Annotated in this window: 10 protein-coding genes; 4 read left to right on the top strand and 6 right to left on the bottom strand. The window is 70.4% G+C overall.

Going from position 1 to position 15,276, the window contains the following annotated elements; translation table 11 throughout:
• Positions 1–422: 422 nt before the first annotated feature.
• Positions 423–1,535, top strand: a complete 1,113-nt coding sequence (locus tag LR394_RS00005) for a saccharopine dehydrogenase family protein (RefSeq protein WP_231438192.1) — start codon at positions 423–425, stop codon at positions 1,533–1,535.
• Between the two features lie 5 nt (positions 1,536–1,540).
• Here LR394_RS00005 and LR394_RS00010 read toward each other — a convergent pair whose 3' ends face one another.
• Positions 1,541–3,697, bottom strand: a complete 2,157-nt coding sequence (locus tag LR394_RS00010) for an MMPL family transporter (RefSeq protein WP_231438193.1) — start codon at positions 3,695–3,697, stop codon at positions 1,541–1,543.
• Positions 3,698–4,072: 375 nt separating this feature from the next.
• Between LR394_RS00010 and LR394_RS00015 the strand changes: the two genes are divergently transcribed.
• Positions 4,073–6,196 carry a putative bifunctional diguanylate cyclase/phosphodiesterase gene (locus tag LR394_RS00015; RefSeq protein ID WP_231438194.1) on the top strand — a complete coding sequence of 708 codons (2,124 nt, stop codon included), beginning with the start codon at positions 4,073–4,075 and terminating at the stop codon, positions 6,194–6,196.
• 53 nt (positions 6,197–6,249) lie between these two features.
• Here LR394_RS00015 and LR394_RS00020 read toward each other — a convergent pair whose 3' ends face one another.
• From LR394_RS00020 to LR394_RS00030, 3 genes are all read right to left on the bottom strand, one after another.
• On the bottom strand, positions 6,250–8,307 hold the full coding sequence (locus LR394_RS00020; protein ID WP_231438195.1) for a serine/threonine-protein kinase: 2,058 nt from the start codon (positions 8,305–8,307) through the stop codon (positions 6,250–6,252).
• A gap of 78 nt (positions 8,308–8,385) precedes the next feature.
• Positions 8,386–8,814, bottom strand: coding sequence for a CBS domain-containing protein (locus tag LR394_RS00025; protein WP_231438196.1), 429 nt, complete (start codon positions 8,812–8,814; stop codon positions 8,386–8,388).
• A 132-nt stretch (positions 8,815–8,946) separates the two neighbouring features.
• A complete protein-coding gene (locus tag LR394_RS00030; RefSeq protein ID WP_231438197.1) occupies positions 8,947–10,008 on the bottom strand; it encodes a LacI family DNA-binding transcriptional regulator in 1,062 nt (353 codons plus the stop codon).
• 347 nt (positions 10,009–10,355) lie between these two features.
• Here LR394_RS00030 and LR394_RS00035 point away from each other — a divergent pair, with 347 nt between their 5' ends.
• Both LR394_RS00035 and LR394_RS00040 read left to right on the top strand, forming a co-directional pair.
• Positions 10,356–11,429: an ABC transporter ATP-binding protein gene (locus tag LR394_RS00035; RefSeq protein ID WP_231438198.1), complete on the top strand. Its 1,074-nt coding sequence runs from the start codon at positions 10,356–10,358 to the stop codon at positions 11,427–11,429.
• A 98-nt stretch (positions 11,430–11,527) separates the two neighbouring features.
• A complete protein-coding gene (locus LR394_RS00040) occupies positions 11,528–12,787 on the top strand; it encodes a DUF4032 domain-containing protein (RefSeq protein WP_231438199.1) in 1,260 nt (419 codons plus the stop codon).
• Between the two features lie 85 nt (positions 12,788–12,872).
• Here the strand turns inward: LR394_RS00040 and rlmB are convergent, their stop codons facing one another.
• The gene (gene rlmB, locus LR394_RS00045; RefSeq protein WP_407936954.1) at positions 12,873–13,850 is read right to left on the bottom strand and encodes a 23S rRNA (guanosine(2251)-2'-O)-methyltransferase RlmB; all 978 of its coding nucleotides are present in this window, start codon (positions 13,848–13,850) and stop codon (positions 12,873–12,875) included.
• Positions 13,840–15,270 carry a cysteine--tRNA ligase gene (cysS, locus tag LR394_RS00050; protein WP_231438201.1) on the bottom strand — a complete coding sequence of 477 codons (1,431 nt, stop codon included), beginning with the start codon at positions 15,268–15,270 and terminating at the stop codon, positions 13,840–13,842. The genes rlmB and cysS overlap by 11 nt, the downstream gene beginning before the upstream one ends.
• Between the last annotated feature and the right edge of the window lie 6 nt (positions 15,271–15,276).

Consider the following 15,276-nt stretch of genomic DNA (forward strand, 5'->3'; position numbering starts at 1 on the left):
CCGCGAGCGCGGCCCACAGGATCAGCACCAGCTTCCGAGACATCGCTGTCTTCTCCGGGTGAATTGGGCGGGTATTACCGGAGCATAACCGAAGCCCGACTTGCCGGTATTGCGCATTCCGGAATTGACGCCGGTCGGCATCTGAGCCGACACGAGCAAGTGGCAGTAATGCCGGACGATCGGCTCAAGATCACCACTGCCGAGCAGGCTTTCGATCCGGAAACTGGACAGGCGTCCGGAATTGCCTGGCACTCAGAGACAGAAGTAGATGACTCTGCAATAACATTGCGCGCCCGTTCTGCGTGCCGTGTTCCGAAAGTCCTTTTCCTTCTTATGACTTACCTCACTCCGGACCGCAAAAGGCCTAGCCGCCCCGGCTTTCGACTGGTGCATTAGCGACGCAAGTGTCTAGCTTTCGCCGTGTGACAGATGGAGCGCGCACAGTACTTCTCGGCGCCAACGGCTATCTGGGCCGGGTGACGGCCCGGGCCTTGGTGGAGCGAGGCATTTTCCCGGTCCTGGCGGGCCGCAACGGCGGCGAGCTGTCGCAGCTGGCGACCGAGCTCGGAGGGCTCGACTTCCGGATCGCCGACGCCGCCGACCGCAGCTCGCTGGCCGCCCTGATCAGCCCGGGCGACGTGGTGATCAGCACGATCGCCCCGTTCCGGACCGCGGGCGAATCCGTGGTGCGGGCCGCTGTCACCCGTCGCGCGCACTATCTGGACGTGGCCATCGAGCCGCCGTTCATCCAGCAGGTGTTCCAGAAGTGGGGCCGCCCCGCCCGGGAGGCCGGCGTGGTGGTGATGCCCTCGGTCGGCTTCAGCTTCAGCCCGGGCAGCATCGCCGGGGCGGCCGCCCTGCAGGAGGCCGGGCCGCAGGCCACCAAGGTCCAGATCGGCTACTTCGTGCTGGGCGACTTCGAGCAGGGCTCGTTCAGCGCCGGGGTGCTGGACTCGATCACCGGGGCGCTCTTCCAGCCGGGCCTGGTGCGCCGCGGTGGCGTGGTGGAGTCCGAGATGCCCGGCCTGCGCGAGCGCAGCTACACGATCGACGGGGTGGAGCGGATCGCCACCAGCATCGGCGGGCCGGAACACTTCACCCTGGCCCAGTTCCAGCCCCGGGTGCGCGACGTGGACGTGTACATCGGCTGGCTGCGCCCCGACCCGAACGGCCAGTCGCTGCTGCCCAAGTCGGCCACCGGCGGCGCCCGGCTGTCGATCGGCCGGGCGCTGACCAAGCGCAAGCACCGGCAGATGGTGCGCGCCGCCGACGACGGCCCGGACTCGCTGGGCCGCACCGCGATGGTGAGCATGGTGATCGCCGAGGCGCAGGACGCCGGGGGCAACACCCTGGCCCGGGTTACCCTGACCGGCCCGAACCCCTACGACCTGACCGCGCGGCTGCTGGCCCACCACGCCGCGGCGGTGCCGAACTGCGAGCCCACCATCGCCGGGGCGATCGGTCCGGTCAGCGCCTTCGGCCTGAGCACCGCGATCGAGGCCGCCCGTCAGGCCGGCCTCGAACGCGTGGACTGATCTTCCTACTGGCCTACCCGGGCGGGCCGACGATCGTCCTCAGTTGTGCCCTGAAGCTTTTCGGGCCGCAACGGTGAGGGCTCGACCATGAGGATCCGGGCCAGCCCGGCCGGCAGCCACCAGTTGTACCTGCCGAACAGCGAGACCAGGGCCGGCACCAGCAGCATGCGCACCACGGTGGCGTCGAGCAGGATGCCCACACCCAGGGCGGTGGCCGCCACCTTGATCGCCGTGTCGGGGGTGGCGGCCAGGGCGGCGAAGGCGAAGAACAGGATCAGCGCGGCCGAGGTGATCAGCCGCCCGGTGCGGCCCAGGCCCTCTTCGATGGCGCGGTCGGTGGATCCGGTGCGGTCGTACTCCTCTCGCATCCGGGCCAGCAGGAAGACCTCGTAGTCCATCGAAAGTCCGAACAGGAAGGCGAAAATCAGTACCGGTAACCAGAATTCCATGGCCCCGGTGGCGCCCACCCCGAAGATCGCCTCGGACCCGTTGCCCTCCTGCCAGAACCAGGTGGCCAGCCCGAACACCGCGGCCAGACTGAACAGGTTGAGCAGCACCGCCTTCAACGGCAGCAGCACCGACCGGAAGGTGCGCACCAGCAGCACGAAGGTGATCACCGCGATCAGCGCCAGTACGTACGGGAACCGGTCGAAAACCGCTGCCTGGTAGTCCTGAACGGTCGGTCCGGCCCCCGCCAGCCCCACGTAGCCCGGTAGTTCCGCAACCGCTTCACGCAGATCGTCCGCGATCGCCACCGAACTGTTGTCCACCGTCTCAAGTTCGGGCACCACAACCACCCCGGTCGCCCCGGACGGCGACGGCTCCAACGGGACCGCCATCCTTACCCCGTCGACCTTTTCGGCGGCGGCCACCAGGGCCGGGACATCCTGCGCGGAGTCCACCACGGCGGTGATCGGCGAGAGCACGCCGCTACCGACGCCCTGCTCCTCCAGGGTCACCAAGGTGTCGTGCGCCTGGCCGGAGTCCGACAACGACTCCGAGCTGGTCAGGCCGAACTGCAGACCGAAGACCGGGACGATGGCCAGGGCCAGGGCGGCCGACCCCACTCCGGCGGCGATCCAGCGGTATCGGACCACCCCGCGGGCCCAGGCCGCCCAGCCCGAGGAGGCGTGGTTCTCCTTACGGATGCGCGGCCAGTCCACCCGGGGACCGGCCAGACTGAGCAGCGCGGGCAAAAGGGTGAGCACGACCAGGGTGCTGATCAGCGGAATCAGCATGCCGCCGAAACCCATGCTGCGCAGCATCGGCACCGGCACCACGACCAGCGCGATCAGGCTGATCGCGACGGTGACGCCGGAGGCGAGCACGGCGTGCCCAGCCGTGCGAACCGCGGTGATCACCGCCTCGTCATTCCCCGCGCCGTGCGCCCGCTCCTCTCGCCAACGGGAGACCACCAGCAGCGAGTAGTCGATAGCCACGCCCAGCCCGATCAACGCGATCAGGAACTGCACCACGAACGAGACGTCGGTGACGTAGGTCAGGCCGAGCACGACCAGGAAGGTGGACAGAATCGCCACGGCGGCCACCAGCAACGGCACGAAGGCCAGGAACGAGGCGAAGACGAACAGCAGCACGATCAGGGCACCGAAACCACCGATCAGGGTCTCGGCCAGCACGCTCGGGCCCTCGGAGTCCTGCGCCGAGTCGGCCGCAAGTTGCTGGTAGCCGGTGATTTCCACGCCCAGGCCGGTCTGCTCGGCGCTCCGGGTCAGGATCTGCTCCATCTGCGCGGCCAGCGGATCCTCGAAACCCTCTGGCGTGGGCCGGATCAGCAGACTGAAGGCGCTCCGGCCGTCGTCGGTCAGGAATCGCTCGTCCCCGGTGCCGGCGTAACCGACCACCTGAGCGCCCGGCAACTGTTCCAGCGCCCGATCGATCCCGGCCAGGTCGTCCCGGTGCTCGGCGATGCCCTCGCCCTCAGGTGCGGTGTAGACGGGGACGTAGCTCAGCTCGCCACTGATGCCGTACGCCTCCTGCAGTTCCAGCGACGTCTCCCAGCCTTCCTGACCGGGCAGCGAGAAGTCGTAGGTCAGCCGATCGGGCACTGCGGAGGCGGCCGCTCCCCCGGCGACCAGGGCGACCAGCCAGAAGCCGATCACCCACCAGCGATGTCTCACGACGGACGTGGCGATGCTCTTCATCACGGCTCCGATGTCCCCAGGTCGGCATGTCCCCCATGCCCCGACGCCTCCTGAGTATGCGCAGCACCCCGTCCCGAGGGATCCGGGAATCCCCTGGTCCGCACCCCCATCCGAGCTAGGGGAAACGCCCAAGCCGGACCGGAACCACCGCTCAGGGATCAACCGGCCACTACCCGGGAACATGCTCCGGACAGGACTTTTGGCAACACCTGGCAAGGCCGGGGCGAAAGCATGACGAGGTAGACATCAGAAAGTGTCATCTCCTCGGACCCGGCCCGTGTCGCCCCTGAGGACGTGGGGTGAGGGTTCATACACTGCCGGTGAACCACGCCGGGCCCGCAGTTTGCGAGGCGGCGGGAGGCGATGAGGAGAGACATGCCGCGAGGAGATGTTCGCCAGTCCCGGCGCGCCCGGCGCCATCCGGACGGCGTTTCCGTCGCCGAATCGCAGGCCCGTTACCGGGTCCTGCTCGGCGCGCTCCCGGACGGGGTCCTGCTCCAGGACGCCGACGGCACCGTTCTGCTGGCCAACCCCCGGGCCGGGCAGCTGCTCGGCCTGACCCTGCCGGCGGACTCCCGCCCGAGCATCCCGGCCCCGCGGCGCACCGACGAGACCGTCACGATCGACCTCACCCAGGCCCGCCCGGCCCTGGTCGCGGAGGTGGACCGGATCAGCGCGGCGGCGGTGCGGACCGGACAGATGCAGAGTGGCCTGACCGATCCGGTGCTGATCGACGGCCGGCCGCGCCGGCTTCAGGTCACCGCGATCCCGCTGCTCAGCGACGACGGCCGGGCCCGGGCGGTGGCCAGCTCGATCAGCCCGGCCCCGGTCCTCGACCCGCCGCCGCTACCCGCCGGGGGCGAGGACCTGTTCCGCCGGACCATGCAGCACAGCCCGATCGGGATCGCGGTCACCGCGCTGAACGGCCGCTTCCTGCGGGTGAACCGGACGCTGTGCCGGATGCTCGGCTACCGCGCCGACGAGCTGCAGGCCCTGACCCTGGCCGACGTGGTGCACCCCAAGGACGTGGACGTGCTGCGGGCCCGGCTGGCCGGGCTGGTCAGCGGGGACGAGGACGCGCTGCGGCTGGAGCGACGTTTCGTCGGGCACGGCGGCATGCATCTGTGGGGCACGCTGGTGCTCACCCCGATCCGTGACTCCGCCTCGCACCCGGTGCAGCTGATCGTCCAGGTCGAGGACCGCAGCGACCTGTACCAGGCCCAGGGCCTGATGACCCACATGACGCTGCACGACCGGCTGACCGGGCTGCCGAGCCGGCCGCTGGTGCTCGACCGGATCCAGGCGGCGCTGGACCGGACCCGGCTCAGCGGGCTGCGGGTGGCCGTGCTGCAGTGCGACGTGGACCATTTCCGGGTGGTCAACGACAACGCCGGCTACGAGGACGGTGACGAGGTCCTGGCCGAGATCGGCCGGCGGGTGGCCGCCGCGGTACGCCCCGGAGACACCGCCGGACGGCTGGGCGGCGACGAGTTCGTGGTGGTCTGCGACGACGTCGCCGACGAGGACGAGGCCGGCGTGGTGGCCGACCGGGTGCGCGCAGCCGTGAACGAGCCGCTTGTTCTCGGCGGTCGCACGCTGCGGCCTACGGTCAGCGTCGGCATCGCCCTGTCCGGCGATCCGATGGGCGATCCGCTCCTGCTCCTTCGGGACGCGGAAATGGCCACCTACCAAGCCAAGAGCCGGGGTAGGGATCGCTGGGACACGGTAGACAGCTTCCAGCGCAAGGCTGCCACCGAGCGCCTGGACCTGGAGCACCAGCTGCGCGCGGCGATCACCGACGGCGAGCTGGAACTGCACTTCCAGCCGATCGTGGGCCTGGACGGGCGCGACGTGATCGGCCGGGAGGCGCTGGTGCGCTGGCGGCATCCGGACCGGGGGCTGATGCCGCCGATCACCTTCCTGCCGGTGGCCGAAGAGTCCGGGCTGATCGTCGAACTCGGCGCCTGGGTGCTGCGCGATGCCGTGCGGGCCGCCGCCTCCAGCGCCGATCCGGGGTACGTGGCGGTGAACGTCTCGCCGAACCAGATGATCCGGCCGGGCTTTTCCGACGAGGTGGAGAAGGTGCTGGCCGAATCCGGGCTGCCGGCCTCGCAGCTGGTGGTGGAGCTGACCGAGTCGGTGATGCTGAGCTCGGCCCCGGCGGCCCGGCAGGAGATCGAGCAGCTGCACAACCTGGGCGTGCGGATCGTGGTGGACGACTTCGGCACCGGCTTCTCGGCCCTGTCCTACCTGCGGGACCTGCCGGTCTCCGGTATCAAGGTGGACCGCAGCTTCACCTCCGGCCTGGGCGAGGACCAGCAGTGCGACCGGATCGTGGAGGCGCTGATCGGGCTGGGCAACGGGCTGGGCATCGACGTGATCGTCGAAGGGGTGGAGACCGAGCAGCAGAGCGCGTGGCTGGCCGGGATCGGGGTGCGGCACGCCCAGGGGTACCTGTTCGGCAAGCCCAGCCCGCGCTACGAACTTCAGCCGGTGTAAACGAAAAACCCACCAGAGGACGTCCTCTGGTGGGTTCTTCGCAGTGGTCCGGCTCAGGTGGTGAGCTGGTTGACCAGGCGGCTGCCCTTCAGCGGGCCCCAGTCCGGATCGTGATCGGGGTTACGCAGGATCATGAAGCAGCTCAGCAGCAGCAGGACGAGCACCGCCCAGGCGACCAGCCGGATCTGCGCGTTGCTGGTGATCGAGGCGACCGCCTTCTCGGTACCGCGCCGCACCGGACCCCCGCCCGGGCCCCACCAACCGGTCAGGACCAGCGCCACCATGCCCGCGGCGAGCGGGATCGGAGCACCGGGGATGGCCGCCGACGGGGTGCCGCCGCTCTGCGCAGCGGCCGCGATGAAGGCCACGCTGACGCCGATCAGCAGCGGCAGGATCATCGAGAACACGGTGGACATCACCGCGCCGAGAATCCGCCAGGGCATGGACAGCACGGTGACCATGCCGTCGCTGGCCCGGGGGCCGTGCACGTCGCGGCGCATCAGCAGCGCCGTGTTGGTGCGGTCGACCACGCGGGCGGCGACCATGCCGACCGCGGCGACCAGCACCGCGCCGTAGGGGGCGACCGCGGCCATCCCGGCCAGCGCCGCGAGCAGGCCGACCAGGAACAGCGGCATGGAGCCCAGCGGCAGCCGGTCGAGCACGCTCTCGCGGTGCTCGTCGTGGTCGTAGTGCTCCTGCGGGTGGTCCGGGTCGTCGCCGATCGGCCGGCCCTTGGCCAGGACCGGGCCGCGCTGCCCCGGACGGTTCTCGAAACCGTTCTGGGGCTGGTGCTGGTAACCGTGCCCGGGGCCCTGGTTCTGCTGCTGGTTCGGCTGGTTCGGTCCGTTCTGGCCCGGGTGGTCGAACCGCCGGGTGGCCTTGGGGCCGTCGGCCGGCGGGATCACCGAGGTGGCCGCGTTGCTGCCGCCGCCCTGGTGGTACGGCGGGATCACCGAGGTCGGGTCGTTGTTACCGCCCGTCGCGTTGGGCTGGATCACCGAGGTACGGGCATTGCCCCGGCCCGAGGGGGGCAGCACCGACGTGGGGTCGTTGCTGCCGCCGCCGGTCGGCGGGATCACCGAGGTCTGGGCGTCGGCGAAGCTCGGCGGAGGCGTGCGCATGGTCGCCATCTCGTCGGGCCCGGGGATCCGGATCTCGGTGGAGTCGGTCGGCTTGACCTGCTTGCGGATCTCCTCGCCGGGCCCCGGAGTACGCACCGTCTCCTCGTCCGGGCTGACGTAGACCCCACTGGTGCCCCAGGCCGGGATCTGCGGCTGCGGGCCGGTGGTCGGCCGGGCCGGAGCGGGCGCGGCCAGGCCGGCGATCAGCGCTTCCGGAGTAGGCCGGGTGCGCGGGTCGACCGACAGCGCCGAGGTCAGCGTGGCGCGCAGCCCCTCGTCCACCCCGTCCAGGTCGGTGGCGCCGCGCCGGACCCGGTCCAGGACGACCTCGATCGGGCCGGTGCCGAAGGGCGGGCGGCCGGTGGCGGCGTAGGCCAGGGTGGCGCCCCAGCCCCACCAGTCGGTGGCCGCGCTGACCGGGTCGCCGCCGATGATCTCCGGCGACAGGTAGCCGGGGGTGCCCATGACCAGGCCCGTATGGGTGATCCGGGACTCGTCGGCGGCGTGCGCGATGCCGAAGTCGATCAGCACCGGCTCGCCGTCCAGCAGCATCACGTTGGCCGGCTTGACGTCGCGGTGGACCACCCCGGCGCTGTGCACGGTGCGCAGCGCGTCGGCCATCACCTTGCCGATCCGGGCCACGTGGCCGCGGGGCAGCGGCCCGTGGTCGCGCACGTGCTTCTCCAGGGTCTTGCCCGGCACGAAGCTGGTGACGATGTAGGGCACGTCCGACTCCACGTCGGCGTCCAGCACCCCGGCCACCCGGGGATGACGGACCCGCCGCAGGGTGGCGACCTCACGGGCCAGACGACGCCGGGCATCCGGGTCTCCGGCCACGTGCGGGCGCAGCACCTTGACGGCGACGGCCTTACCGTTGGCGTCGAGTCCGAGATGGACAACGCCCATCCCGCCTTCGCCCAGGCGCTGGACAAGGCGGTACTGACCGATCCGCCCCTCTCCAGCGGCACGGGCGGTTGCATCGCGCGGCATGATGACCACGGTAGGCCAAACGCACGACAACTCGTAGCCGTTGCACGAGGCCGGGAATCAGCTGGGCTCAGGTTGAGATCAGCTTGTGATGTAGGCCTGCAGCTGATCGCGCTCGCCCTCGAGTTCGTCGATCCGGTGCTTGACCACGTCGCCGATGCTGACGATGCCGGTCAGCCGGTCTCCGTCGAGGACCGGGACGTGCCGGAACCGGCCCTTGGTCATCATCCGCATCAGCTCGTCCAGCTCGGTGTCCGGCCGGCAGGTGCGCACGTGCTTGCTCATGATCTCGCTGACCGGCTCGGTGAGCAGGTCCGGACCGAAGCGCTGGAGTCTGCGCACCACGTCACGCTCACTGACGATGCCGTCGATGCGCTCGCCGTCGGCCGACACCACCAGGGCGCCGACCCCGTTGGTGGCCAGTGCGTCGAGCAGTTCGGTGACGCTCTGGTCGGGCCTGATCGTGACGACCAGACTGCCTTTCCGGCGGAGAAGATCACTGATCCGCATGCGCAGTACCTCCCGGATGTCGGGGGATGCCTCCGGGGCGGACGCGGCACACCCGAGGCAGCCGGAATCTTCACTCAGGGTAGGTGAGCACTGCCCGAAGGGGAACCCCCGGACGTGTCCGGGATCACACCCTCACTCCCCCGGAGCAGGCCTCTGGGCGACAGATCCGGTCGAACCGCGCACCACCAGCTCGGGGCGGAACAGGTACTCGGTGCGCTGGGCGAACGTGGCGTGCGCACCGCGCGAGCCGCCGTGGATGTCGTCCAGCAGGGCCCGGACCGCGGCCGCCCCCATCGCCTGGACCGACTGCCGCACGGTGGTCAGCGGCGGATCGGTGAATGCGATGAGCGGCGAGTCGTCGTACCCGATCACCGAGACGTCGGCGGGCACGTCCAGACCGCGCTCGCGCACCGCCCGGATCGCCCCCAGTGCCATCAGGTCGCTGCCGCAGACCACCGCGGTGCACCCGGCGTCGATCAGCCGGTGCGCGGCCGCCGCCCCGCCCTCCACGCTGAACAGCGAGCACTCGATCGCCCCGTCGAGATCGGTCCGGCCGAGGTGGCGGCGCATCGCCTGGCGGAATCCGTCGATCTTGCGGATCACCGGCACGTACTGCGGCGGGCCCAGGGCCAGGCCGATCCGCCGGTGCCCCTGGGCCACCAGATGGTTCACCGCCAGGTCCATCGAGGTCACGTCGTCGTTGCTGACGAACGGCGCGTCCAGGCCCTCGACATAGCCGTTGACCAGCACGATCGGCAGGCCCCGGCGGCGCAGCGCGGCGTAGCGGCCCGGGTCGGCCGAGGTGTCGGCGTGCAGGCCGGAGACGAAGATGATCCCGGCCACCCCGCGTTCGGTGAGCATCTGGGTGTACTCGTCCTCGCGCACCCCGCCGGGGGTCTGCGTGCACAGCACCGGGGTGTAGCCGTGGTGCGCCAGGGCCGACTCGATCACCTGGGCGAAGGCCGGGAAGATCGGGTTGTCCAGCTCGGGCACGATCAGCCCGATCAGCCCGGCCGAGTGCTGGCGCAGCCGGACCGGGCGCTCGTAGCCGAGCACGTCCAGCGCGGTCAGCACGGCCTCCCGGGTGGCTTCGGCGACGCCGGAACGGCCGTTCAGCACCCGGCTGACGGTGGCCTCGCTGACCCCCGCCTGCACGGCGATGTCGGCGAGTCGGGCGCGGGGGGCTGTCGCCATAGGCCGGTCTCCTGCGGATCCGCGGTCGGGGTTACATGAGAACAGACATTTGTGTCATAACGCGCCCCGTTCCGGACGCTGACCCACTGTGCCGCAGTCGCCACCGTCCCCGCACGGACGACGGACCCCTGATCGAGTGGGATGCAGATGACACCAACTACCCCTATGCGCCGGGCCGTTCGACAGTCTTAGATGTACTCCGTGGCCGACGGCGCCCCCGCGTCGCCTGGTCATAGCTCCATCCGGACCCATGCGGGTCCGGCACAACCGGTAAGACCTGCCGCCGGCAGGTCGACCCTCCACTCGGATCGTCCGGCACGTTCCTGCCGGTGAAGGGAAGTGGCAAAGTGGCCACCGTCACATTTGATCAGGCAACCCGCGTCTACCCGGGTGCCACCAAGCCGTCCGTGGACAAGCTCAACCTCCACATCGAGGACGGCGAGTTCCTGGTCCTGGTCGGACCTTCTGGTTGCGGTAAGTCGACCTCCCTGCGGATGCTCGCGGGTCTGGAAGACGTGAACGAGGGCCGCATCCTCATCGGTGACCGCGACGTCACGCAGATGCCGCCGAAGGACCGCGACATCGCGATGGTGTTCCAGAGCTACGCGCTCTACCCGCACATGACCGTCGGCGAGAACATGGGCTTCGCCCTGAAGATCGCGGGTGTCAGCAAGTCCGAGATCCAGCAGCGGGTGGCCGAGGCCGCCAAGATCCTCGACCTGACCGAATACCTCGACCGCAAGCCGAAGGCCCTCTCCGGTGGCCAGCGGCAGCGGGTCGCGATGGGCCGGGCGATCGTCCGCCAGCCCCAGGTCTTCCTGATGGACGAGCCGCTGTCCAACCTGGACGCCAAGCTGCGCGTCCAGACCCGTACCCAGATCGCGTCGCTGCAGCGCCGCCTGGGCGTCACCACGGTCTACGTCACCCACGACCAGACCGAGGCCATGACCATGGGTGACCGGGTCGCGGTGCTCAAGGACGGTCTGCTCCAGCAGGTCGGCTCGCCCCGTGAGCTGTACGACCACCCGAACAACGCGTTCGTGGCCGGCTTCATCGGCTCGCCCGCGATGAACCTGCTCAACCTGCCGGTCTCCGAGGGCGGCGTGGTCTTCGGTGACACCACCTACCCGATCTCCCGGGAGGCGCTGAGCACCGGCGGCAAGCAGGTCACCCTGGGCGTGCGCCCGGAGGACCTCTCGCTGGCCGAGCACGGTCTGCCGGTCCAGGTCGAGCTGGTCGAGGTGCTGGGGGCCGACGCCTACCTGCACGGCACGCTCAAGAGCGAGGGCACCGACCTGCCGGTCATCGCCCGCGTCGACGGCCGCCGTCCCCCGGAGAAGGGCCAGACGGTCCACCTCAAGGCCAAGGAAGGCCACACGCACCTGTTCAACACCGAGTCGGGCGAGCGCATCGAGGCCTGATCTCGAGCACTGCTCAGCACGACTGAACCGGTTCGGCCGGGATCCACTGCGGTCCCGGCCGAACCGGCCGGACGGCGCCCGAGCGGGGGTTGGGACTGATGACTGTCACACGAACGCTCCAGATCACTTCCGCGGCACCGGATCCGGCTCTGCTGGATCTGCCCTGGGACGTACCGCTGGAGGACTGGCCGGCCAACCGGCTGGCCACCCTGCCGCGGGGTATATCGCGGCACGTCGTACGTTTCGTCCAGCTCTCCGGCAACGTGATCGCCGCCAAGGAGATCACCGAGGAGTTCGCCCGGCGCGAGTACGGGCTGCTGCGGCTGCTGCGCCGCCTGGGCCTGCCCGCGGTCGAGCCGCTGGGCATCATCACCGGCCGCACCGACGCCGACGGCCAGGACCTGGACCCGGTGCTGCTCACCCGGCACCTGCAGTTCTCGCTGCCCTACCGCGCGGTGTTCTCGCAGACCATGGGCCCCGAGCCGGCCATGCGGCTGATCGACGCGCTGGCCGTGCTGATGGTCCGGCTGCACCTGAGCGGCTTCTACTGGGGCGACGTCTCGCTGTCGAACACCCTGTTCCGGCGGGACGCAGGCGCTTTCGCGGCCTACCTGGTGGACGCCGAGACCGGCGACCTGTACGACACCCTCTCGCGCGGCCAGCGTGAGCACGACCTGGACCTGGCCCGCACCAACATCGCCGGTGAACTGATGGACCTGGAGGCCGGCGGCCTGCTCGACGAGAGCCTGGACCCGGTGCGCACCAGCGACGCGTTCATCGAGCGCTACCGCACCCTGTGGGCCGAGCTGACCGCCAAGGAGGCCTTCGGCACCGGAGACCGCTGGCGGGTGGACGCCCGGATCCGCCGGCTCAACGACCTGGGCTTCGACGTCGGCGAGCTGAACATCAACACCGACGTCACCGGCACCTCACTGGAGATCCAGCCCAAGGTGGTCGACGCCGGCCACCACCGGCGCCGGCTGCTGCGGCTGACCGGGCTGGACGTGGAGGAGAACCAGGCCCGGCGGCTGCTGAACGACCTGGACACCTACCGGGCCGCGACCGACCGGCAGGGCGTGGACGAGGACGTGATCTCGCACGAGTGGCTGGCCCGCCGGTTCGAGCCGGTGGTCCGCGCGGTGCCGCTGGAGATGCGCGGAAAACTGGCCCCGGCCGAGATCTTCCACGAGGTGCTGGAGCACGGCTGGTACCTGTCCGAGAACAGCGGACGGGACGCCGGTCTGGACGAGGCGGTGGCCAGCTACATCCGCAACGTGCTGGTGCACCGGCCGGACGAGCAGGCGGTGCTGGGTGTGGACACCCAGGAGATGCCGGTCGTGGTGGACCCGCTGCCCTGAGAACAGAATGAGGGACGCCCGTGGTGACCACGGGCTGGGGGCACCCCCGGCCCTTTAGGGCCGGGGGACTCTCATCAGTTTTGGTCTACTCGGCCCGCAGACGCGAGACCTCGTACAGCGAGACCCCCATCGCCACACTGGCGTTGAGCGACTCGGTGCCGCCGATCATCGGGATCGAGGCGATCGCGTCGCAGTTCTCCCGGACCAGCCGGGACAGGCCCTTGCCCTCGGCCCCGGCGACCAGCACCAGCGGCCCGGTGGCCAGATCCAGCCCGGGCAGCTGGACGTCGCCGCCGGCGTCCAGGCCGACCACGAAACAGCCTGCGGCCTTGAGCGACTCGATCGCCCGGTTGACGTTCGAGACCCGGGCCACCGGAGTCCGCGCCGCCGCACCGGCCGACGTCTTCCAGGCGGTTGCGGTCATCCCGGCCGCCCGACGCTCGGGCACGATCACGCCGTGACCACCGAACGCGGCCACCGAACGCACCACCGCACCGAGGTTGCGCGGGTCGGTCACCCCGTCGAGAACCACCAGCAGGGGCGGCCTTCCGCTCTGCGCGGCGAGCTCGAGCAGGTCGTCCGGGTGGGCGTACTCGTAGGCGTTGACCTGCAGCACCAGACCCTGGTGGACCGCGCCGTTGGTCAGCCGGTCCAGGTCGGTACGGGAGGCCTCGAGCAGCGGAAGACCAGCGTCCGCAGCCGTTTTGATCGCCTCGCGGACCCGCTCGTCGCTGTCGATCCGGGCCGCCACGTACAGCGCCTTGGCCGGCACCCCGGCCCGCAGCGCCTCGACCACCGGGTTACGCCCGGCGACCATCTCGGCGGTGTTGGACGAGCGCTTGGCGTTGGAGCGGTTGCCTCCGGTCGAAGGCCGCGACGACCCGGTCTGCTTGGCCGCAGCCCGAGCCCGGCGCGCCGCCGGATGGTGGTCCCGGTCGACTGCCTTCGGCGTCGGCCCCTTGCCTTCCAAGCGCTTTCGGGACTGCCCGCCGGAGCCGACAACCGCGCCCTTCTTGGATCCGGGCCTTCGTGTGGCCCCCTTGCGCGATGAATTACCCGGCACTGCCGGCCTCCAGACTCCAGCGGGCGCCTTCCGGCGTGTCCTCGACTACCACTCCAGCTTCGGTGAGCCGGTTGCGGATGGCATCCGCGGTGGCGAAATCTCTTTCTTTCCGGGCGGTCGCGCGGGCGTCCAGCTCGGCCCGCACCAGCACGTCCAGTGCCTGCGACTCCCGGCTACCGGCCGCCCCCGCGCTCTTCCAGGCCTCGTCCAGCGGACTCAGGCCCAGCACGTCGGTCATCCCCAGGACCTCGGCCCAGGCCTGTTTCAGCCGCTCGGTGTCGCCGTCGGCCAGAGCCTTGTTGCCCTCGCGGACGGTCTCGTGCAGCACCGCCACGGCGGCCGGTACCCCCAGGTCGTCGTCCATCGCGGCGGCGAAGGCCGCCGGCACCTCGAGGCCGACCAGGAAGTTCGGCCCGAAGCGCTCGGCGGCCCGGTGCACGAAGTTCTCGATCCGCTCGTAGGCGGCCGTGGCATCAGCCAGCGACTCCTCGCTGACCTCGATGTTCGAACGGTAGTGGGGGGTGGCCAGCACGTAGCGCAGCACCACCGGGCGCACCTTCTCGGTGAGCGCGGCGATGGTCATGGTGTTGCCCAGCGACTTGCTCATCTTCTCGCCGGACATGGTCACCCAGGCGTTGTGCAACCAGTAGCGGGCGAAGGGGTCACCGGCGGCCGCCGACTGCGCCAGCTCGTTCTCGTGGTGCGGGAAGCGCAGGTCCAGCCCACCGCCGTGGATGTCGAACTCGGCCCCCAGGTAGCGGGTGGCCATCGCCGAGCACTCCAGGTGCCAGCCCGGCCGGCCCCGGCCCCAGGGCGAGGGCCAGGACGCGGTGGCGGGCTCGGCCGGCTTGGTGCTCTTCCACAGGGCGAAGTCGCGCGGGTCCTTCTTGCGGGCGTTGGGGTCCGCGTCGGCCGCGGCCTCCATGTCGTCCACCTTCTGCCGGGTCAGCGAGCCGTACGCGGCGAACGAGCGCACGTCGAAGTACACGTCGCCGGAGCCGTCGGCCGCGGGGTAGGCGTGCCCGGCCGCGATCAGCCGCTCGATCAGCTCGAGCATCTCGGTGATGTGCCCGGTGGCCCGGGGCTCGATGGTCGGGCGCAGCACGTTCAGCGTGTCGTAGGCGGCGGTGAACTCCTGCTCGAAGCGGAACGCGTGGGCCCACCACGGCTGCCCGGCCTCGGCCGACTTGGCCAGGATCTTGTCGTCGATGTCGGTGACGTTGCGCACATAGCTGACTTCCAGACCCTGGTGGATCAGCCAGCGGCGCAGGACGTCGAAATTCACCTGGGCCCGGACGTGCCCGATGTGGGGTGCGCTCTGCGGGGTGGGGCCGCAGACGTAGATGCCCGCCTTGCCGGGGACGACGGGGACGAAGTCCCGTACCTGCCGGGTTGCCGAGTCATACAGTCTGAGGCTCACCTGTCA

Source organism: Kineosporia babensis, assembly GCF_021129305.1.
In the GTDB taxonomy this organism is placed as follows: Bacteria; Actinomycetota; Actinomycetes; order Actinomycetales; family Kineosporiaceae; genus Kineosporia; species Kineosporia babensis.